The 20,999-nt window shown below is 54.2% G+C and carries 18 protein-coding genes and 1 pseudogene; 6 read left to right on the top strand and 13 right to left on the bottom strand.

Annotation, left to right across the window (positions count from 1 at the left end; translation table 11 throughout):
* Positions 1-34 precede the first annotated feature (34 nt).
* Positions 35-1,216, bottom strand: a pseudogene (locus tag AAIL67_RS23415) (DDE-type integrase/transposase/recombinase); the annotation flags it as partial.
* Between the two features lie 1,066 nt (positions 1,217-2,282).
* Between AAIL67_RS23415 and AAIL67_RS23410 the strand changes: the two are divergent.
* Positions 2,283-3,410: a DNA-binding protein gene (locus AAIL67_RS23410; RefSeq protein WP_343485251.1), complete on the top strand. Its 1,128-nt coding sequence runs from the start codon at positions 2,283-2,285 to the stop codon at positions 3,408-3,410.
* Positions 3,411-4,025: 615 nt separating this feature from the next.
* Here the strand turns inward: AAIL67_RS23410 and AAIL67_RS23405 are convergent.
* The 9 genes from AAIL67_RS23405 to trbB are packed head-to-tail and all read right to left on the bottom strand — an operon-like array spanning position 4,026 to position 14,170.
* Positions 4,026-5,438 carry a TrbI/VirB10 family protein gene (locus AAIL67_RS23405; protein WP_343485250.1) on the bottom strand — a complete coding sequence of 471 codons (1,413 nt, stop codon included), beginning with the start codon at positions 5,436-5,438 and terminating at the stop codon, positions 4,026-4,028.
* A gap of 2 nt (positions 5,439-5,440) precedes the next feature.
* Complete coding sequence (trbG, locus tag AAIL67_RS23400) at positions 5,441-6,397, bottom strand: P-type conjugative transfer protein TrbG (protein ID WP_343485249.1); 957 nt, start codon at positions 6,395-6,397, stop codon at positions 5,441-5,443.
* Positions 6,398-6,421: 24 nt separating this feature from the next.
* Positions 6,422-7,108: a conjugal transfer protein TrbF gene (gene trbF, locus AAIL67_RS23395; protein WP_034382577.1), complete on the bottom strand. Its 687-nt coding sequence runs from the start codon at positions 7,106-7,108 to the stop codon at positions 6,422-6,424.
* 33 nt (positions 7,109-7,141) lie between these two features.
* The gene (trbL, locus tag AAIL67_RS23390) at positions 7,142-9,271 is read right to left on the bottom strand and encodes a P-type conjugative transfer protein TrbL (RefSeq protein WP_343485247.1); all 2,130 of its coding nucleotides are present in this window, start codon (positions 9,269-9,271) and stop codon (positions 7,142-7,144) included.
* A 22-nt stretch (positions 9,272-9,293) separates the two neighbouring features.
* Entirely contained in the window at positions 9,294-10,037 is a 744-nt protein-coding gene (trbJ, locus tag AAIL67_RS23385; protein WP_343485245.1) for a P-type conjugative transfer protein TrbJ, read from the bottom strand.
* 18 nt (positions 10,038-10,055) lie between these two features.
* Positions 10,056-12,503: a conjugal transfer protein TrbE gene (locus tag AAIL67_RS23380; protein ID WP_343485244.1), complete on the bottom strand. Its 2,448-nt coding sequence runs from the start codon at positions 12,501-12,503 to the stop codon at positions 10,056-10,058.
* Positions 12,503-12,820 (bottom strand): conjugal transfer protein TrbD, encoded by a 318-nt coding sequence (gene trbD, locus AAIL67_RS23375; protein WP_343485243.1) that lies wholly within the window; start codon positions 12,818-12,820, stop codon positions 12,503-12,505. The genes AAIL67_RS23380 and trbD overlap by 1 nt, the downstream gene beginning before the upstream one ends.
* Positions 12,821-12,835: 15 nt before the next feature.
* Complete coding sequence (locus AAIL67_RS23370) at positions 12,836-13,183, bottom strand: TrbC/VirB2 family protein (RefSeq protein ID WP_343485242.1); 348 nt, start codon at positions 13,181-13,183, stop codon at positions 12,836-12,838.
* A gap of 12 nt (positions 13,184-13,195) precedes the next feature.
* Positions 13,196-14,170 carry a P-type conjugative transfer ATPase TrbB gene (trbB, locus tag AAIL67_RS23365; RefSeq protein WP_343485241.1) on the bottom strand — a complete coding sequence of 325 codons (975 nt, stop codon included), beginning with the start codon at positions 14,168-14,170 and terminating at the stop codon, positions 13,196-13,198.
* Positions 14,171-14,261: 91 nt separating this feature from the next.
* Here trbB and AAIL67_RS23360 point away from each other — a divergent pair, with 91 nt between their 5' ends.
* Positions 14,262-15,179: a RepB family DNA primase gene (locus AAIL67_RS23360; protein WP_343485240.1), complete on the top strand. Its 918-nt coding sequence runs from the start codon at positions 14,262-14,264 to the stop codon at positions 15,177-15,179.
* Positions 15,180-15,406: 227 nt separating this feature from the next.
* A complete protein-coding gene (locus tag AAIL67_RS23355) occupies positions 15,407-15,724 on the top strand; it encodes a hypothetical protein (protein ID WP_343485239.1) in 318 nt (105 codons plus the stop codon).
* Positions 15,725-15,847: 123 nt separating this feature from the next.
* Here the strand turns inward: AAIL67_RS23355 and AAIL67_RS23350 are convergent, their stop codons facing one another.
* The 3 genes from AAIL67_RS23350 to AAIL67_RS23340 are packed head-to-tail and all read right to left on the bottom strand — an operon-like array spanning position 15,848 to position 17,591.
* Positions 15,848-16,441: a hypothetical protein gene (locus AAIL67_RS23350; RefSeq protein WP_343485238.1), complete on the bottom strand. Its 594-nt coding sequence runs from the start codon at positions 16,439-16,441 to the stop codon at positions 15,848-15,850.
* The gene (gene stbB, locus AAIL67_RS23345) at positions 16,441-17,142 is read right to left on the bottom strand and encodes a StbB family protein (RefSeq protein WP_343485237.1); all 702 of its coding nucleotides are present in this window, start codon (positions 17,140-17,142) and stop codon (positions 16,441-16,443) included. The genes AAIL67_RS23350 and stbB overlap by 1 nt, the downstream gene beginning before the upstream one ends.
* Positions 17,139-17,591: a hypothetical protein gene (locus AAIL67_RS23340; protein WP_343485236.1), complete on the bottom strand. Its 453-nt coding sequence runs from the start codon at positions 17,589-17,591 to the stop codon at positions 17,139-17,141. Before AAIL67_RS23340 ends, stbB begins: the two co-directional genes overlap by 4 nt.
* A 375-nt stretch (positions 17,592-17,966) precedes the next feature.
* On the opposite strand from AAIL67_RS23340, the gene AAIL67_RS23335 reads away from it, so the two are divergent.
* From AAIL67_RS23335 to AAIL67_RS23325, 3 genes are read left to right on the top strand one after another with little or no spacing between them, the layout of a single operon-like run.
* Positions 17,967-18,446, top strand: coding sequence for a hypothetical protein (locus AAIL67_RS23335; protein ID WP_343485235.1), 480 nt, complete (start codon positions 17,967-17,969; stop codon positions 18,444-18,446).
* Positions 18,439-20,355: a DUF3363 domain-containing protein gene (locus AAIL67_RS23330; RefSeq protein ID WP_343485234.1), complete on the top strand. Its 1,917-nt coding sequence runs from the start codon at positions 18,439-18,441 to the stop codon at positions 20,353-20,355. Before AAIL67_RS23335 ends, AAIL67_RS23330 begins: the two co-directional genes overlap by 8 nt.
* Positions 20,352-20,978 carry a hypothetical protein gene (locus AAIL67_RS23325; protein WP_343485233.1) on the top strand — a complete coding sequence of 209 codons (627 nt, stop codon included), beginning with the start codon at positions 20,352-20,354 and terminating at the stop codon, positions 20,976-20,978. Before AAIL67_RS23330 ends, AAIL67_RS23325 begins: the two co-directional genes overlap by 4 nt.
* Positions 20,979-20,999 lie beyond the last annotated feature (21 nt).

Below are 20,999 nucleotides of genomic sequence, written 5' to 3'. Positions count from 1 at the left end.
ATGCTCAAGCTTCACGATTTTTGCAACAGAGCCGGAAATCGACCAAAAACGCGGTGGGGCGGGTAACGACGGCCGGGACGCCAACGCGCTCCACGGCCTCGGCCCAGCGCGCGGCCGGCGGCTGGAGCAGGCCGTTGTGCACGGAGCCGTGATAGGTGCCTACCGCCAACGCGAGCCAGCGCTCCAGCTCGCGCAGCGTCAGGGTGGCCATCTTCTCGGAATCGTACTCGCCGCGCTGGCCGGGATTGGAGAAGGTCGTCCCCGGTAATTCGTCGTGGATCATCTGCATCGCCGTGCCGATGATCCGTTCCACGATGCCGCCGTAGTGCGGCTGGCCTGGTGGGCGATAGTCCAGCCGGATGCCATGCTGTTCGCAGCCACGGCGCAGCGCTTCGCTTTTGAACTCGGCCGCGTTGTCCAGATAGAGCAGCCTGGGCTTGCCGCTCATCGGCCAGTCCATTTCCACATTCAGCCCTTCCAGCCAGGGCCGCTTGTCGCAGGCGGCATGCGCGAGGCATAGGCCGACCGAGACGGCGGACGGCGCTTCCAGCGTGACCACCATGCCGAGTACGCAGCGCGTGAACACGTCGATGGCGAGGGTCAAATATGGGCGGCCAATCGGTTGCCGGTCGCGCTCGTCGACCACGATCAGGTCGATGACGGTGTGGTCGATCTGCACCTGTTCCAGCGGCATGGTGACTTCTGGCGGAATGCCACCCGCGCCTTGCAAGGGACGGGCAGCGTCCTGCCCGCCCCGGCTGCGGGCTATTTTCGCCGGGTGTAGTCCGGCAATCCGCTGGGCCACGGTGTTGCGCGCCGGCACCGGCAGCTTCTGGGTTTTGCACGCCTGCGCGACTTCGCGGTGGAACGCCGCCAGGCTGCGTTTCTGCTTGGTCAGGAAGCGCTTTTGCAGCAGCTCGCGGATGATGCGCTCGACCGGTTCCGGCAAGCGCCCCTTGCCTTTGCCGCCGCCGGATCGGCCGGGCGTCAGGTCTGTTACCAGGCCAGTACCCTGCCGGGCGCGACGGATCAGGACATATACCTGTCGCCGGGACAGGCCCAGCGCTTGGGCTGCCTCATCGGCGGCTTCATGCCCGACCACCTCAAGCGCTGCCAGTGGCCCGATGATTTCCGTCCGGTGCCGGGCTTGCGCCCATGCCTCGTCGGGCAGGGTGGCCACGCCTTGCGCGGCAATCGGTGGAGTGTCTGATGTCATGCCCAAACCTCGCTTTGGTGCACACGAGTATTGAGCATAGTCGAGATTGGTGCAGACGACTCCTGATATTGGGCTGTCAGGAGCCGTATGCACACCAGGCGTTACATCCAGTCAGATGGTGCGGTCGTCTTCTGAAAACGACACGCAAGGCGCTTTTTCATTTTCTATGGCATTGGAGGTGCGGCATCAGGCCTGCCGGTGCGCTACGCCCCGCCCTGGAGCCTAAGACCGCTTGCAATGGCCCGAGTTGCCCACAAAAGGGTTGCTAACTAGCCCAGGTTATCCCCAAAGTGGGGTTGCATTGTGTGGGCTCCTTGTGGGCTCCTTTGTTGTAACGGTTCTGTTCTGTGGATAAGCACCCCTCTGGAGCCGTTCTCGGCTTGTTGTAACGGTTCCAGATGGGAGGGGGATTGTTGTAATGGTTCCGGCCTTTTGTTGTAACGGTTCCGGCACCTTGTTGTAACGGTTCCGGCCCGTTGTTGTAATGGTTCCGGCCTTTTGTTGTAACGGTTCCGGCCCGTTGTTGTAGCAGTTCTGAGAAGAACGCCAAAAATCCACGTAAGCCGTTGATAGAAAACGGGAAAAAAATGCGCTGCAGAGGGCGCTAACCGTTTTTTAACCAGGGTTTTAACCGGTATTTTTAATAATTTAGATAACCGGTTTTTTAACCCCGCAAAAGCTGCCTATTTTTTCAGCACCGCGCCCCCCGCGCGCCCCGCAGCAAAAAGTGCGGCCTCTGGCCGCGTCCTTGAGGCCTGCGCAGCCCTTCGGGCCGCTTGTCCTGACGTATCAATCAAGTCCCCCAGAGGGGACGAACAAAACCCCCTGAACAGCCCATTACAAGCCCCCCAAAGGGGGGCGACCGGCCCCCTCGCCGCTTTCCGTCGCCATCGGCTTAGGCCGATGGCTAGGAGCGTCGGACAGTCAAACCGCCCCCGCCCCCTTGGGGCGTGGAAAAAAGCGGCCTGCAGCCGCTAAAACGGCCCTCTGCGCGCATTTCCCGGCTCGTTGATGGGGTGGCCAACCCCTCGCCCTCGCTCGCCGTGACGGCAGGGCCGACGCAACCGTGCGCAAGCCAAGCTGGCAAACCATTGAACAAACTTTCTTTCTTTCTTTGTTTCTTACTTACTTTCTTTGTTTCTTTCTTTCTTTCTTGTGCTATAATCAATCCACACACCAAGGAGGTTTCACCATGCGCCCCGTTGAATTCACAGATGAGCAGGTAATCGAAGCAGGCCGCACCCTGCAGGCCCAGGGCCGCAACATCACCGGCTTTGCCCTGCGCAAGCTGGTTGGCGGCGGCGATCCAACGCGCCTCAAGCAGCGCTGGGACGCGCACCAGGCCTCGACCGCTGCCGGGGAGCCTGAAACCGTTGTAGAGCTGCCTATCGAGGTGGCTAACGTGGTGGACGGGCTGGCGGTCGAACTGGCCGGGCGCTTGAAGAGCTTGGCCGTGGAGGTCAACGACAAGGCGGTAAAGGCTGCAGAGCGCCGGGTTTCTGAGGTAGTAAAGGCTGCGGGCGAGCAAGCCAGCCAGGCCGAGCGCGAACTTTCAGACGCGGCGACAGCAGTAGACGAACTGGAAACTCATGTGGCAGAGCTGCAGGAGCAGGCCCAGGCCAAAGACAGCGCCTATGAAGCCTTGCGCCAATCAAGCCAGCAGCAAGCCGTGGAGCTGGCCGAGCTGCGGGAGCGTCTGAAAAACGAGCAGGAGAAGGCGCAGGAGCTGCGCACAGAGCTGGGACAGGTCAAGGAGCGAGCAGAAAGCAACCAGCAGCGGGCAGATAGCTTGTTGCAACGGTTCCAGGGTGCAGAGGCGCGCATCGAGCAGCTGCAGGCAGAAGAGGCAAAGGCGCGCGAACAGATCGACCAGGCAAGCCAGCAGCTGGCCGAGGCCAAGGGCGCATTGTTGGCAGAAGTTGCCATAACAAAGCAGGCCCGCGCAGAGCTGCAGGAAGCCCAGGCGCGTGCAGAAGCTGACCGAGAAGCCCGGAGCCAGGCAGAGCAAGAAGCCGCACGCCTGCGGGGCGCTCTTGAGGCTAGGGATGGTCATGTCGCAGAGCTGCTGCAGCGCTTTACTCTGCAACCAGCTCAGGAGCCAGTGACAGCACCTGTTGAAACGACCCAGCCGAAGGCCACGCCAGCTGCCAAAAGGACGACAGCACCTAAGAAAAAAGCCAGCGGCCAAAGCTGATTTTTCCCCGCCCTGGCGGGGGCGGTCATGGTGACAGATCCGCGCCTGGCCAGCTGCTTTCTGTCACCAACGAAAAAGCCCCTCGAAAGGGGCGTGGGGGTGGAATTGAGCTTGTGAAGCTAGAGCTTTGCAAAGCCCTCAAGGATTGCACTGTTGAGCATGGTATTCACAGAGACATTGCGATCTTGTCCGATCTTGAGCACCTTTTCGTAGAGGCTCACGGGAAGCCTCACGGATGTGTAAACGGTAGGGCGCTCTCTCAGCGGGACAGATTCTGCCGCTCTGCCTTTGGGAATCTTATGTAGCTGTATTTGGTGCAGGTTGAGGGTACTAAGGATGTTCACCAACTGATCGGATAAGTCCCCCCGGTAATGGTATGAGTTGCGTAGCAGCTCATTGGCTACGCCAGTCAACCGGATCGGGTAGGTCTTTGTCTCACTCAGCGGTGTATCGGTGTCGCCCATACATCGTTAACCTGACATAAAGATTTCATTATATAAAAATAGTTGACTTCATGGTGACAAATTTTCACGTCGATGCGCAATTTTGTCACCACGTTTGATGGTGACAAAACCGCGCGATCGAGGAACCTACTTGTCACCATGCCGCCTGAGCTTATCGAGCGTTGCCGAAGGCATACGGACGAGAGAAAAGCAGGTCTTTGTCAACGCGCACATTGAACTGATAGCCGGGGCGAATCTCGATTGTTGGCTGTACCCGAAGGTTCTTGCGTGCAATCTCAATGCCCAACTGGCTCATTTGTTGCGCCACGGCAGCCCCTGCAGTTTGTGACGCTGTGGGTTGCTGGTAGCCGTTGGTGCCGTTGTTGCGTTCGTTCTGCGAAATCTGGAATGCTGCCGAGAACAAAGAAGTCATCAAACCAAAGCCGATGATCCGGCCATAGTGGTTGTTGATCTTGTCGCGGAACCCTGCATAGCCCGACGCATCAGAGCCGCCCATGCCCTCAAGGTCAACGCTGGAGCCATCCGGGAAGATGATCCGCCGCCAGGACACCAGTAAGCCGTTCTGGCCGTAGGCTACTTGGGAGTCATAAGCACCCATCAGCTGCGCACCTTGGGGAATCAGCAGGAAGTTACCCGTTGCCGTGTCGTACACGTTCTGAGTGACCCTCGCTGTGATCTTGCCGGGCAAGTCTGAGTTAATGCCGTGTTCCATCGTGGCCGGGATGATCCAGCCCGCCTTGACCTCATACGGTGAAATCTGGCCCTTGCGCGTGCTGTTCACATGGTTGCGATCAGGTACGGCTTCCATGTCGCGCACAAACTGCTGTTTTTGCGCCTGCATGTTCTGATCCTCTTCACGCTGGCCGCCGAAGGAAGGAGCACCAGCAGGCATAGGAGCCCGCCCAGCTGCTGCACCGCCCTGCCCTGCCATGGCTTGCAGGGTCTGCAGGGCAGTACCTGGCTGAATGCCGGTAGCGGCTGCAGGATTGAAGCCGCCAAGGCCTGTGCCGCTGCCCCCGGCCTGCGCAGGGGTTCCAGCTTCCATTGCCTTTTTGAGATTGTTTTCCCTCTCTTCACGGAGCCTGCGCACCCGTTCCTCTTCGGGGTCGATGCCGCCCTGTGCGGGCATCGTCGGGTTCGCGGTATTGCCTGGCCGTGGAGGCAACCGCCCATCATTGAGGCTCGGCACGGCGCTTTGCGCACTTGCCTGGCCAGCTTGACCAGGCACAGCAGCGGGGCTGGCCGGAGACAAAGCCACATCCTTGCTTTCCTTGGACTGCAGAACAGGCAAATTTCCATCGGGAATATCACGCGAGATATTCTCGCCAGCTTGCAACGCTGGAGCCAGCTTTGTGTTACTGGTTTCAGCAGAGGCAGCGCCTGCGGTTTTCGGCTTTCTGGTAGCTATTCCCAGAACGATAGCCATCAAGGCCAGGACGAGAATAAATCCACCAATGGCGGCAGCCTTTTTGCTAACCCTAACAACCCCTTTGGGCTTGGTTTTAAATCCCAGGCCATCAGGTGATTTTTGAGGGCCATCATCTTTAATAGTGGCTTCGCTCATTATTAACCCCCAAAGTTAAAGAAGGAATTGGACTTGTAGCGTGCATTATTGGTAATGGTGATTTTTCTTTGCTCTTTACCAACACCAAGGATCAATGCGGCACGGTCAAAAAGACGGTCAACTTCATACCATCCATTGATGTAGCGAGAATTCACCAATTGCTCTTTTCCTTCTTGATTGAGGACAACCAAGACAGGAATTTCATCAGATTTTGCAGTGGGCGGGAGTTGGATATAGGTTTTCTCGCCATTGTCAATAACCCGGATCGGTTTGAAATATGCATCGCCGTCAATGGAGTAATTGAAATGCAGTCGTTCAATCGACATTTTCGACATGTCGGGAGCAACTTCATTTTGTGCCAGGGACTCGCGTTTTGCGGCATAGGCTTGCCATTCCGCTTTTGCATCTTCTGGATATTCAAAAGAAACGCGAGAAATATAGTCGCTAGTGCTGGAAATAATGCGCAAATAGTAGTTTCGCTTATCGGTTGCAATCAAAAGATTGGTGTCCAACCCTGCTTCTTTGGGTTTAAGGACGACAAGCGTTTGAGCATTTTTGCCCGTGCCGGATTCGTCGGGGGTAACGATCCAGCGCACAGAGTCCCCGATTTGAGGCTGCTTGTTGACCTTTTCACCAGGCTGCAGCTCAATGACGCACAAGCGCAGGGGCGCGCAGATGACGACCGGCAGACCATTGCCATACGTGAATGACACGCGACCGTCTGCACCCGGTATGGGGCGATTTGTCGCGTCTTGCCAGGCTTTGCCTTGGCTCAATGCACTGCGCGCCGTGGTGTTGAGGGGGACAGGCTTAACGTCCTCCAAGACGGGGCGGGGCTTGACTGGAGAACTGACCGCCACCCCCTGCGAGGGCTCCAATGCGGGTACTGCTTGCTGTGCGGCTGCATTCACGCTCAAAAAGGCAGTGGCAATCAAAACGGGGGTGAAAAAGTTTTTCATGGTTAATTTCCTTTTTTGCGTGATTTACAGAGTTTGCGACCAGCTCAGGTCAACGATATAAAGACCAATAGGGTTCCTGAAAATTTGAGCTTCAGTTGTCGGCGGATTGAATGCAATTGTCAGGTTTGCTTTCCAGCGCTGCTTTCCAGTAATACCGCCTTGAGTGCTGCGGGTTGTTTCTTCCCATTCAACCTGCCAGGTCTTGTCGGTGATTGGTATCACGCTGGAAATTTCAACAGAAACGGCAGAAGTGGCCGAGCGGGTATTAGGCGGATCATTCTTGTAATACTCGTTAACCATAGAAAGCGCGCGGGTTCCATTAGAGAGCATGGAATAAGTGCGATCAATCATTTGTCGCTGCGCTGTACCATCAGAAACGACGCCGCGAACGTCAGCAGTCCACCTGGCCAAAAGAGATTTGATTACCTTTTCGTCCATCTTCTGCATTTGATCGGCGCGCGCTACATTGACCGCTGAACCCAGGCGGTCAAGAGTAACCACATAGGGAACGATCTTGCTTTGCATTGCCAATCCAACCAGGCCGAAACTTTGGACAAGGCAGATACCAATAACCCCAAACGTGGCAAGACGCCAGTTTTTAGCGCGTGCAATATAAGAGCCATACCGTTCATTCCACTCACGGCGAGCATCAAGATATGGGCTAACTGGCCCTTTTTTGTCTTCTTTTGCAACAGTGTCTTTTTTGGACATAGCGATTTATCCTTGAATGTTGATGGCTGCTAATTAATCTTGGGGAGAGTCAAAGCGGATATGAACGGTTGCCGCTGGTGCGCCGTCATGAGGCAGTTGCGGCGGGCGAACTTGTGACAGCTGCCTAAACCGATCTTCAAAGCCTGGTGCAGAAGGCTTGTCTTTCTCTTTTTCGCTGACCCCGGAAGGGGCAGGCGCGGTGGAGCTGGCCGCATCGGAGCTGGGCGGGGCCGTCGAGCTGGCCGCATCGGAGCTGGGCGGGGCCGTCGAGCTGGCCGCATCGGAGCTGGCCGAGGCCGTCGAGCTGGCCGCATCGGAGCTGGCCGAGGCCGTCGAGCTGGCCGTATCGGAGCTGGCCGAGGCCGTCGAGCTGCCCACATCAGAGCTGCTGCTATTGGGCGCTGCCACAGCGCCGGTATCGCTCCAGTTGTTGGAGCTGGCCGCATTGGAGCTGCTGGTATCTGCAGCTGCTATAGCGCCGGTATCGCTCCAGTTGTTGGCCGTTCCAACTGCAGGAGTCGATACCGTGCCGCCATCGCTCCAGTTGCTAGATGCCTTCGCAGGGGCCGTAGGCGTGCCAGAGCCGCTGCCAGGGGCCGCAGGCGTGCGAGAGCCGCTACCAGGGGCCGCAGGCGTGCCAGAGCCGCTGCCAGGGGCCGCAGGCGTGCCAGAGCCGCTACCAGGGGCCGCAGGCGTACCAGAGCCACCACCAGGGGCCGCAGGCGTGCCAGAGCCGCTACCAGGGGCCGCAGGCGTGCCAGAGCCGCTACCAGGGGCCGCAGGCGTGCCAGAGCCGCTACCACCACCGGCAGATGCGCCAGGAGCTTGCGCGCTTGCTGCAGCCCCACCAGCTGCGCTGCTGGGAGGGGAGACACCGCCCCCGCCTGCCGACATTTCAGCGCCGCGCGCTTGCGAAATGTCAGCCATGCGCCCGCCCTTGGTCTGAGATATGGCCTCACCCATGCGGTTCGACGTGTCTCTAGCCGCCGCAGTCCCGAGGTTGCCCAGGGTTCCAACAGCACGACCGAGGCCTGTTTTTCCTTGTGCTCCAGCCTCACCAAATGCCGCGCTGGTTGCAGAAGCGGCACCGCCAACGGACTTAGCGGCAGAAATAGTGGAGGCAGCGCCCATGGCCCCTGCCCCAACAACACCAGCAGCGCCCATGGCTGCAGTTCCGGCAGCAGCTCCTGCGGTCATAGTGGGGCTACCAGACAGCATAGAAGCGGCCATAGCAGGAATCTGCACCGCAATGACAGCCAAAATAATAGAGCCGCCAAACACCGTCAAAATCAGGTTGAATACAGGCGCACCGGGTTGCCCAATCGTCTGCAACATGCTTTTCCATTGAAGGGCTTGGGTGTTGCCAATACCTACGATCAAGAAAAGCATAAATAGCTTTACGCCAGTTGCAACCGCGTACCCGATAAACTTCTGAACAAAATCAGTAGTCCAACGAGAGCCGCCGAATCCCAGGAACAGAAGGCCAGCACTAATAGCAATATAGCTTTCGATAAGTGCAATAAGCAGTTGTCCCGCAATCACAGCAAATGCCAGAACAATTGCAATAGCCGCCAAACCTGCAATAACAATAGTCGCAAAATCATCCCAAAGGGACATATCTTTAATGCCTTGGAGCATTGTTGCGGCATTGTCGAGGCCGGTAGTGAAAATCTCGGATGGAGACAAGCCAGCGCCTGCGCCACCTGCTGCAGAGCCAGCTTGTGTAAAGCTGTCAACAATCAGCGGTATCCAAGTTGGGCCGTTTAGCAAAAGCGCATAGAACAGGCCAATCCACATGATTTTTTTAACGATTGCAGAAGTAAACCCCTGCAATTCGCTTTTGTCCATCGCCCAAACGCCGAAGCTCCAGGCAAGCTCAATAGTCGCCAAAAGCATGAATAGCCGATTGGCATAACCGAGAAGCGTTGTCGCCCAGCCTGTAGAGGCATTCTTATAGCTGCTGGCGATGTTGTCGAGAATGCCAGTGTCTGCATACGACTGAGCAGAGAAGAAAACAAAGGCAAGTGCCAAAAGAAAAGACGCTTTTCTAAATTTTCTTACCGATGGTTCTTCTTTGGCTGGTAATCGTGATTTTCCGAAAATCATTTTTCCATTTCCAATCTGATATAAAAATGTCACTTTGAAGCCCAAAAAAACTTCCATGCGGAAGTCTTTTTGGTGCTATTTAGTTGGAGCCACCACGGAAACTTTGATAGTTGGACGGGCGAGGATCACGGTATTCATAGGCATCCTGCTTGGCTGCTTGAATGGTGTCTTCCTTTTGCTGCTGTGCGGCCATATAGGTGTTCTGTGACTGCAGCTGCAGCATCATGAGCTGCCGCAGCTTCTGGAGCTGCTGAACTTGTTGCTCGGCAATTTGGCTGCCAACCTGAATAGCTTGCATCTGGCCGGTTGCACTGGAAGACATAGAGCGCAATTGGCTCAAAACACCCTCTTCCGTTGCAAACTGCTGAGATTGAAGATTCGCAGATTCAAGCGCACCCTTCAAACTGTCCATTGTGGTTTGCGACCACTTTTTGTAATCGGTCTTGAAGTTGAAACCGCTAGGGAATTGAAATCCCTTAAATGTGTTCACAAACTGCTGCCCAATATTTTGAGCAGAATAAGCGAGTGCTTGACCTTGTTTTACAAGGTTAGCAACCCCGGACAGCTCATTCATCACCATGCCCCAAATTTGATTGGGGATGTTGAGCGTGTTTTGAATCATATTCCGGTACTGATCCAATTGGGTCACATATGCTTGAGCTTGCTGAATGTAGGAATTCACCAGCTCAACATTATTAGCCAATTGCGTCAATTCAGTGGAGCCACCGAAGCCACCCACCGAGCCCGCGCGCGCCACTGGCGCGAGAAAAATATGTGCAACACTTACAGCCAGGACGGATTTAACGAAGTCGCGTTTTTGCATGATATTAGAACTCCAAAATTAAGCCGGAAGCCTGAGCCAGTAATCGGCCCAATCATTGAATCCACGAGAACGCAGCCATTCTGCGGGCCAAGTCTCACCATAGCGCTGAATAAATTGGTCAATCAGCACAATATCTTCTTTGCCGGAAACGCCTACAAAGCTCAATGTGACGCCACCCAAGCCCAACTGGAAAAGACGACGCCCTAATGGGCTCATGTAGTAGTAATGACGCTTTTGTGTCGCAGTAGCCAGAATATCAATCTGGCGCTCATTGAGTCCAAGCGACTGATACAGAGGGCGCGCAGTGTCATTCTTTGCTTCTGGATTGGGAAGCAGAATCTTTGTCAAGCAAGATTCAAAAATAACATCGCGGATTGGCGAGTTATAAATATCAGTCAGCGACTGAGTGAACATCCAGACAGCGCAATTCTTGGAACGAAGGAGTTTCAACCAGGCGCGCAATTTTTCCTCAAAGATTGGATGGCCTAACGACATCCATGCTTCATCGAGGGGGATAACAGTCGGGGAGCCGTCCAACCGTTTTTCAATGCGGCGGAAAAGATAAAGAAGGACAGGGACAACATTCTTTTGCCCCATACCCATCAGCTCTTCCATTTCAAACACCATGAATTTAGAAGAGCTTAATGTGTCTTCTTCGGCATCCAACAAGGAACCCATAGGGCCGGAAATGGTGTAATGCTCCAATGCTTCACGAATATCTTTATCCTGCACGTTTGCGCAGAATTCGGTGATGGTTCGTGTGGGGCTCTCTTTCAGCAGCTCAAGTGCGTGCGTGATTTTGTTACGCATGGGGGCAGTAACAATCATGCCTTGCAATGTGCAGAGAGTTTCAATCCACTCTGCAGCCCAAGCAAAATCAGACCGATCATCAAGGTCTTTGAGAGGGCAAAATGACAGCTGGCTATCTTCGCGCCCCATGTCGTAATGAACGCCGCCAGAAGCCTTGCAGAGCCCGTAGAGGCCATATTTCATGTCGAAGGCGAATACCTGGCTGTTCGGGTATCGGAACTGCTGGGCAACCATAAGGCCGACCAATGTAGTCTTACCGCTGCCGGTAGGCCCGAGGCCAAGAACGTGCCCAACGTCACCCACATGGGCGCTTACACGGAATGGAGTATTGCCGTTGGTTGCCGCGTGCAAGAGTGGTGGAGAATCTGGGGGGTAAAATGGGCAAGGGTTTTTAGGCAAACCAGCCCAAACCGCCGTTGTCGGCATCAAATCAGCGAGATTCAGCGAATTCAGCATGAATCTGCGGATATTTTCAACCCCATGACCAGGCAGAGAGCCCAAAAATGCTTCCACTGCATTTATGGTTTCTACGCGAGCGCCGAAAGCGAGGTTCTGAATAACCTTTCTTATTTCGCGTACAGCTTCTGCCGCCAATTCAATATCATCCTCATAAACAATGATATTAGAACTGTAGTGGCCGAAACGGATCAATCCGCTATCGGCTTCCGCCATTGCGACTTCTGCATCACGGGACATTTCTGCAGCGTCAAGATTTACCGCGCCGCTTTGTGTCTGGAAAACCTGATCCTTAAATCCGCGAATCTTTTGTTTCCATTTTTTCCGAACGGAATCAATCAAAGGGCGAGCGGTGTAGGGGTCGAGAAATTGGTATCGTGTTGACCAACGATATTCAATAGCCAATTCATCCAGGGCTGCGAGAATACCAGGGTAGCTTTCTTGAGGAAAGCCATCAAGCGCAATGACTCTGATATTCTTGCTGCCAACTTTAGGCTCAATACCGCCATAAAAATCGGCATTGCCAATAAGAGTGTCCAGATATGAAGGAACCGCAGGCAGATTAAGAGGGTGATTTTCACCCGTAACGCAATAGTGCAGATACTGCAGCATGTCGTCACGAATATGCTCTTTGCCATGTGCATCAATATATTCATGACCAATCATGCGCTGCATGATAAAAATAGAGCCTAATTGGTCTTCAAAATCTTGGCAGGTATCGACAAATTGACGAAGAACGCGCTCAAAAACGCCCTTCCCTTCCCCCTTTTCGCGGCCTTCAAAAAGAAAATCTGTTGCCTTTCCTACTCCTTCTGTGGGAGGCAGGAAAGTGAGAGATACCGCAAAAACGCTTTCATAATGAGCGCCTTCTGCAAGAAACTGCTGTCGGCGCTCTTCATCAATGATTCTTGTTGTGCGGTCTTGAAATGCACCTTGAACGGGATAGCTTGGCGCTTTACGCCGCATATCGTCAATATGCAACATCCAACCTGTACCAAATCGGAGAGCATTATTAATGCGCGCCGAAATGGCCGATAGTTCATCATTGGTGCTAGATGCAAGATCAGGCCCGCGAAAATACCAAGACGCCATGAGGGAGCCGTCTTTATTGAGCATGACTCCATTTTCAATCATGGCGTCATAATTCAAGCGGTCGGCCAAACCCTCTTCTATGGTTCGATATTCAGTCAGATTGAGCATTATTTAACTTTCCATTGAAGAGGAATTTCACGACGCTTGCCGCAATAGCGTGCCAGCGCTGGCATATAGCTTTGATACTTCAAATGGCGAATGTAAACGGGCCTCATTAGTGGATCGGCCTTACCCATACGTGAAAGGATGGCCACGGCAATAACCCATAAAGCAATGCCGAGAACCACCCCCCACACCGTACCAAGGGAAAAAACCATAATGCCAGCAATGAAACCCGCACTCATTACCAACTCACGATCACCGCCCATCAGCAAAGTGTGACGATTCAGGGAAGAGTGAATAGGAATTTTGCGCGGGGTATCCATGATGCTGCCCTGCCCTTAAACGAGTGCGCCCGACACGCCAAACAACGAGGTCATAAAGGCAGCGCCAAAGACCAGGAAGGAAATAGCCAGGACGAGCATCAAAGCGCGGCGGGTGAATTCACCCAGCTCACCACCGAAAACCAATGTGCCGCCTGCAGCAGCCATTGCGATGATGGAAATGCCCAGGGCCACCGGGCCAGTCAGGCTGTTGGCCAGGGTCTGCAGCGGGCCTTCCCAGGGCAGGCCACCGCCGCCAGAGCCTGCAAATGCCAGGCCAGCGATGCCGAATTGCAGCAGCACAAATGCCAAGAACCGCAGGGGGCGGCTTTGTTGTTGGGTTTTTTGGGGTTGATTGAAATTCATTGGAAACTCCGGTTATTGAATTGAGGTAATACGGTATTGATCGGATATTGCGTCATATCCGTCGACTTTGACAATTTCACTTATTCTTCGGCCTGCTAATGCCTCCTTATCTTTGCAAATAAAAATAATGACATGGACTGCCTCTCCAATCAGCGACTTAATCATGTCGGGGGTGTAATTCGATGCTTCGGGAGCTTCTGCAATAAGGCTTTGCATTCGCAGCAAAGCCAAAGAAGCGCTATTGGCGTGAATAGTGGCAGCGCCGCCCTCATGGCCGGTGTTCCAGCTTTTGAGCAAAGCCATAGCTTCACCGCCGCGAACTTCGCCAACAATAATGCGGTCAGGACGGAAGCGCATTGTCTTTTTGAGACAGTCGTTCATTGTGAAATTGCCAACTGCGCGCATGGTGACAAAATCACTTGCGGAGCATTGCACTTCGCCCGTGTCTTCAATAATCACAAGACGGTCATGCGAGGCTTCAACCGAAATGCCGTTAATAACGGCATTAAGTAAGGTTGTTTTTCCGCTGCCTGTACCACCTGCGACAACAATATTCTTTTTATTTTTAATGCAGTCGATAATTACATCATGCTGCTTTTGTGTGATGATGTTCGATTGCAGATAATCACCAAGAGTAAAAATCTTGGTTGCTTTGCGCCGAATGGTGAAGGAAGTTGCCGCCACAACGGGCGGCAATAATGCAGTAAATCGGCTTGTGTCTATCGGTAGCTCACCTTCCAGGCCGGGGCGGTCATAGCCCACTGTGGTGTTGAGCATGGCCGCAACCGTGTTCACAATGCTCTCGGCCTGCACGTTTGTGAGGGTTCCGACTTGCTGTTTGCCCTTGCCAAACTCTTCAACAAGCAGCTTGCCATCGGGGTTCAGCATGATCTCAAGCACTGACGGGTTGCCTAGGGCTCCCATGATGGTGTCGCCAAGCTCCCGCTTGAGCTTGACCATCAGGCGCATCCACTGTTCATCTTTCATATGTGATACCTTACCCTCTTTAGTGGCGTGTTTATATCACTTTGAAGTGCTGTAAACAACTGGATAGAAGCAACTATGGGCTGTTCACCTCATGCAGAAAAAAGACTTCACAAAGCTGGCGATTGAGAAGCAAGTGCAAGCCATGGGCTGCGAAGTGTTCGACGTTGGAATGCTTGATATGGCCTACAGGAATCCCAAAACAGGGGAAGTGGGCGAACGTATGGAGCTGCGAACGTGGAGCAAAGAGACACTGCTTCACGACGACACCATCAAGCACCTGAAACTGCGCAACATGCGCGGCCAGAACATCTACATCAGGCCATCGGGAACCCACGGGCTCACGCTGCTGGACGACCTGAGCGGGCGCGCAGTTGACCAGATGAAAGCGACCGGCTTTCAGCCTGCAGCTGTTGTGGAGACAAGCCCGAACAACTTTCAGGCTTGGGTCAAGCACGGTTCTGTGCTCGATCAGGCCACATCGACCGCCGCCGCACGACTGTGCGCCGAAAAATTTGATGGCGACCCAGGTAGCGCGGACTGGCGGCACTTTGGCAGGCTTGCAGGCTTCACAAACAGAAAGCCCAAGTACCAGCAAGACAATGGGCACTTCCCTTTTGTCAAGCTGCGCGAAGCCACGGGCATCGAATACGACCGGCGCGGAGAACTATTACAACAAGCCCATGGGGTGATCGAGCAGGAGCGAGCAGCAGAGCAGCAGCGCCAGGAGCAATACCGCCAGGCGCGCAGCTCGGCCCCGACCCGCCAGGATGGCCAAGGCTTCAAAGAAAAGACTCTCCAAGACTTCCATGCAGATCAACGCTATGGGGGTGACTTGACCAGGGCTGACCTAGCCTATGCCACCTATGCAATCAGCCGGGGGCATCAGCCCCATGCTGTAGAGGCGGCGCTTGCACAACGCGATCTCTCGCACAAGGGTTCGACCCAGCGACAGCAGGCCTACATCGACCGCACCATAAAAAAGGCACAGGAGCGTGGCGTGTCGCGCTGATCTATGTGTAAATGCTTATTACAAGGCACGCTAGGCTGTAGCACACTCGCCCGCTTGCGTCGAGCGCTGATCTGTGCTGGCGGTGTTTTGGGGAAGTAACAGCCTAGTCCATTGGTGACAATCAACCGTGCAGTTTGTCGGTCTTGTCACCATACCTAGCATGGGAGAACCTACTCAACAGCAGGAGGCGCTTTCAAGGAAGGGTTTAAACATGGCAAAGGCTGTCAATGTCTGATGCAACACAGCGCGCGGAGCTGCGCAAGGCTGAACTAAGAAAGCTCCAGACGTTCGCATCAAACAACGATCTGGCTATAGAAATGGCAGACATGAAGACGGGAAACTATCAAGGGCGCATGGGCGTTCACACTGATAGCTTTATCACGCAGCATGTCGGTGGCCGCAAGCTGGTGGTGCACGACAAGGCGATAGTAGGCCGGGATATGCAGCCCGGTATGGATGTGAAGATCGACTACAGCGCCCGGCGGGGCAACCAGGCCGATGTGACAAAACTAAAGCCTATTCAGGCGCGGGGCGTCACCCGCTGATGGTGACAGATTCCAGCCTGGCCAGCTGCACACTGACACCATAAGGAATGGTGACAAGCCTAGACCAGCCAGGCCTAGATTTGTCACCATTTTTTCCCCCCTTGGGGGGGCGGGGAGAGTCTTCTACTTGGTGCGCCATCCAACGGTTTTCCCCGGTGCCGCAGGCGTGCCATAGCAAGAGCCATCTTTTTCAGTCCATCCCGGCCCTTTGCACTCCAGCAGAATGCGTGCCTGGCCCAGCTCGGCCAGCTTCACAGCTGCCGCACCTTCGGGGCCAGCCAGCACCCGCCCTGCCCTTGCAGCTGCAGATTCGGCTTGTGTCGAGGCGATCCAGTACCCTGCCCCACCCGCGACCGCTGCAACCGCTATGCAGGCTCCAGCTGCGACCGTGAACCACTTAGAGGCGTTGACGTTGCGGTTAGCCCGTGCCACCTCTTCAATGAGCTTTGCAGCTGTTGCGCGAGCCTGTGCAACTTCTTCATTAACCGCTTGAGAAGCTATTGCGGCCTCGCGCTGTGCTGCTTCATGCGTCAGATCGGCTACGGCAGATTCAAGTGCGGTGCTAATGCTATCTGCAGCCTCTTTACCACTGGTGCGGATAGCTTGAGCCGCACCAGGCAAAGCCGCAGCCATTGCCTTAACGTCATCATGCAGGCGGCCAACGTCCCCCAGCAATTCAGCCGTTAAGGCTTCCAGTGCAGTGCTTGGTGCTGCCATTATTTACCAATGAGGGCTTTATACACCCCGTCCAATTCTTCGCTAACACCAGCAGCCAGGCGCTTAATGCTTATCAGGCGACTAATGCGCAGCTTTTCATCGGCATTTTGTGCAGCTTTCAGCTGTTCTTTCAAATCGGATGGATCGGAAAGAATATCAGCAATGCTTTGCTCGCTACCCTTCAAACGGCCATAAATATCGTTCACATGAATGACGGCTTCGGGCTTGAGCGTGAATGTTTTTTCGCTGGCGTGATATTCAAAAAGGCCGGAAAAAACTCGTTCAGGCACTTCATCGAGTTCAACCATGTTGAAGACCAACCGAATCTTTTTGGCCGGAATTCCCAGGTCAGAAAGCGCGTCAATAGTCGAAATGGTATCTCGTTGCTGTTTGTTTTTGGAAACAGTAGGCACCACATAGAAATCAAAATCTTCATGGGAGCCGCGATATTGCTTCATGAGATTAACGAAGTCTTCGACGTTGGATGCTCCAATATCAACGACTGCATCATCCATCAAAGCCATTGCTTCCAGCAGTTCGCCAAACTGCTTTCCACGGATTGCATCAGCTTCTGCATTGCCATCAGAGTTGATGCTTTCAACCGCAATAACTTGAGCGTTATTCAGGCGCGGTGCGAGCAGATGGCGTGCCACAGTAGTTTTGCCAACATTGCCGGAAAAATTAATAACTGCGATTTTCATTTCTGACTGCCTTTCAGTGATTTAAGAAGCGGATTAGTCGATTCGGGTTTGATAAATTGGTTTGCGCGTCTTTCGCGTTTCTCTCTTGGTGTCAATGGTAAATTGTTTGTTTCTTCATCGGCTGGTTTCTCGCTGGTGTCAAGGGCTGTTTTTTCCTGGCCTGCAGGAATGCTGGCCGGGGCGGGGGCTGATATAGACGAAACAGGTTTTGCAACTTTGTCTTTTCCTGCTGCAGCTTTTTTTCTGAGTCGATACAAGGCACTCTCAAAACTTTTGAGGGTCATCTTGAAACCTTGCTCATGCAAAGTTTCAAGAATCGCAGTGCGACTGACACCGGCTGCTAATGCTGCTTCTATGTCGTGGAAGACTTCGCGCAATCTGGCTGTTTCGGAACGGCTTTCACTGCTGCCCAAGTCACGCAGCGCAGTGGCTACGCGCTCTTTGTCCATTCCTAAGCTCCTTTCAGTCTCTGTCAACATATTTGCAGTGTATCAGCAGTGATTGTGCAGTGCAAGTGCAGTGATTGTGCAATTTCATGCAGTGTATCAGCAGTGATTGTGCAGTGCAAATGCAGTGTATCAGCAGTGATTGTGCAGTGCAAGTGCAGTGTACCGCGTTGACGCCCTTGGAGCTGGGGGTGTTCAGGGGCTCCGAGGGAACCGAGGGGCCAAACCACCAACAGCCTCAACATCCAAATACATTTTTAGTGGAACATAAAGAATGGCGCACACTTAGGCGCTCTGCGGGTTGCTTTCGCTTTTGTTGACAAGCATTTAGAATGTGTCACACAGACCGTTCAACGTGACACATTGAGAGCACACAAAATGCCCCGTATCAGCGATAAGAAGCCCGCCAAGAAGACCAAGAGCGGAGCGGCCACAACAACCCGCATCCCTGCCCTACGGCTCTCTGTGGAGCTGCTGGAGCAGGTCGAGCAGGCCGCCCAGGATGCAGGCATGACTACTGCTGACTTCCGGCGCTATGCGCTGCGCCAGGTCATTGACCGCAACAGCCTTTTGGCGGAGGTGCAGCAGATGGAAGAGCGAATGGCAAAGCAACAGTTGAAACTTCAAAAGCGCATGACGCAAATGCACTCAGCTTTGCAATTTCAATTTGCAGTGATTGACCAATTCATGAAAATGGTTCTGACGTTGGCCCCTGACCTAATAGACGACGAGGCAAAATCGGCGGCTCAAGCCGTTGGACGGCTTCGGTATAAGTCATTGATGGACAGTATTCCTGCGGCTCTTGATTCTGCATTGGCGAAGGTCTTTGCGGAGAAATTAGAAGGCAATGATGAGTAAGAAGTCGGACGCTGGGGAGAAAGAGCCTGGCGGTAAGGTTAAAGTCACGGCCAATGCAAAACCTAAGAATGACTCTCAGGGTTTTGCTAAGGCTTTTCGATCTCTAAGAAACATCGTCAGCCAAAGCAAAAAATCTGGTGGCGGTAGTAATAGAAGCTCTAGGCCTGCGCGTGGTGCGCCAACTGCAAAAGTTGGCACGAGTATGCAGCGCTGCAGTGTAAGGGTGACATATGCAAATAATAAGGGTGATGGTCAATGGGGCGCTCATGGAAAATATATAGCCAGAGAGTCAGCATCATTAGAAAATCAGATTGAATCCGCCCCCGCCCAGATGGGCGAGGAAAAAGAGTTAACAACGCAAGAGGAAATTAGCAATGAGCAGCCAGGAAGAGAGCCAGAATCATTCGGAGCTGGAAGAGTTACAGGACTTGAGCCATCCAGCAGAGATAGAATTCTCAGAAACGGGAGAGATAGCGCCTTATATAAGCCCTACATTGGCGAGCATTACGAGAGAGGACTTGCGCCCAAATCCCTCAATAGTTTGCGAAGTCTGTCCGGCATCAGTGTGGCACGGATCGGAGCAAAAGGGGCTGAAATGCTATTGCCGGGTGATGCACGTAATAAGCTGGAGCCAGGAGGAGCCGAACGACATAGCATTTTGCGACGGGGAAGTGATGGCAAATCTGGAAAGGCAAAAGGCCGCAAACAAGTAAATAAGCAACCAGCTAGAGGTTTTGGCAGTGATGGGGATAATATGGAGATTGCGGGCACGTTAGACGCCTGGCAGAAATCCAATGATGACCATTTATTCAAGCTCATTATTTCCCCTGAATTCGGGGAGAAAATGGATTTGCAGCGCCATACCAAAGAGCTTGTAAAGCAGATGGAGAAAGACACGGGAACCCGTTTGCAATGGGTGGCCGTCGAGCACTTCAATACAGAACACCCACATGTGCATTTAGCCATCCGAGGTGTTGACGACCAAGGCCAGCCCCTGCGGCTTGGCAAGGAGTACATCAAGACAGGAATCCGGGCGAACGCGCAGCGCCTCGCAACAAACCAGCTTGGATACCGCACTCACGAAGACATGCGCCTTGCCGCTGAAAGACAAGTCACCCAGCAGCGCTTTACTGAGCTGGATAGAGCCCTGCGCAACAAGTCTCAGCCGGTTACTGAGGGCCACAAGCTGGACTACAACACGCCCATTCCCAAGGCGCAGCACATCAGAGAGGCCCGCTTGCGCGAAATTCGCCGGTTGCAGCAGCTCTGCACGATGGGCTTGGCGCATAAGACTGGCCCGCTGACATGGGTAGTAGATCGCTCTTTTGAGCAGGCCTTGCGTCAGATGCAAGTGGGCAATGACCGGCTCAAGTCACTGCATGAACAGCGGCACACCCTGAGCGATCCACGTTTGCCACTGGTGGCAACCGAGCTGCGGAACGTGCGCAGACTCAGCGGAAAAGTCATCGGCACAGGGCTGGATGAAAACAGAGGGATACCCTATTTGCTACTTGAAGGAACCGACGCAAAAGTGCATTATTTATATCAGGATGGAGCGCTCAACGAGGCCCGCCGAAAGGGCCAGCTACAACCAGGCGCTTTTGTCGAAATCGAGCGGCAATTCATCCAGGGTGGCGACGGTCGAAAACGTGCGCAGATCGTCGTGACTGACAGGGGGCCAGCGGAAGCCCTGCTAACAGATCAGAAGCACCTTGCACGCGATGCACTGCGAGCAGCCAAAGGCCAGCCCTCACTACCCCGTGAAAGCGGGTACGGGGGTTGGCTTGGGCGGTATCACAAAGCAGTGGCAAAGCGAGCCCAGGAGCTTGTGAAAGGCGGGCAGCTCAAGCCTGGCCCGAACGGGTACGAGTACGCAGCGCGCGGGAAATCTGGAGGAATCCAAAGATGAAGCTGAAAAAATGGCTTGGAGCATTGGCCCTGGCGGCTCCAGCTGTGGTACTGGCAGGCAGTGCTACGGCAACACGTCAAGATGTGTGCATGGGAGGCGGCGGTGATAGTGACGGTTGCTCTTACTACGACACCACCATCACCGTCACGGTCAACATTGACCCGGCAGACGTTGGAAAGCCGGGCGCTTTTTTCATAGGAGCCCGCGAAACCAACGGCCAGCCAGGCTACACAAACAACATCAACAAGGACACGGTAGCCATGTGGCTGCTGACGCCGACCGAGGGCTGGGTAGGCTTCAACGGTGGCCGCTATGAGCCCTTTGAAATCTCCAACGCGATGCCCTCAAGGCGCGTGATTGTGCCTATCAATCGCCAAAACCTGTGCCAGTTCATCGGCTACGACCGCAACATTGAACTGTGGGCTGGTTACGGCGTTTTGTCGCCCGACAAAGAGCGTGCAGTGAACGAGTTTCACCGGATCAACAACCCCCGCATTCCGCCCGACCACATCCGGGGTGTCTATGTCTATGAGGACATGAAGAGTGGGCAGAAATATTGGAACGTGTTGAACGCCATCGGCTGCAACCCGTACCGCCAACCCAGCGACGGGGGAGGGGGCTGATATGCACGCGGCTCAGGCACA

Source organism: Comamonas sp. A7-5 (assembly GCF_039581385.1).
Classification (GTDB): Bacteria; Pseudomonadota; Gammaproteobacteria; order Burkholderiales; family Burkholderiaceae_C; genus Comamonas; species Comamonas thiooxydans.
This window is presented reverse-complemented; position numbering and strand designations above follow the sequence as displayed.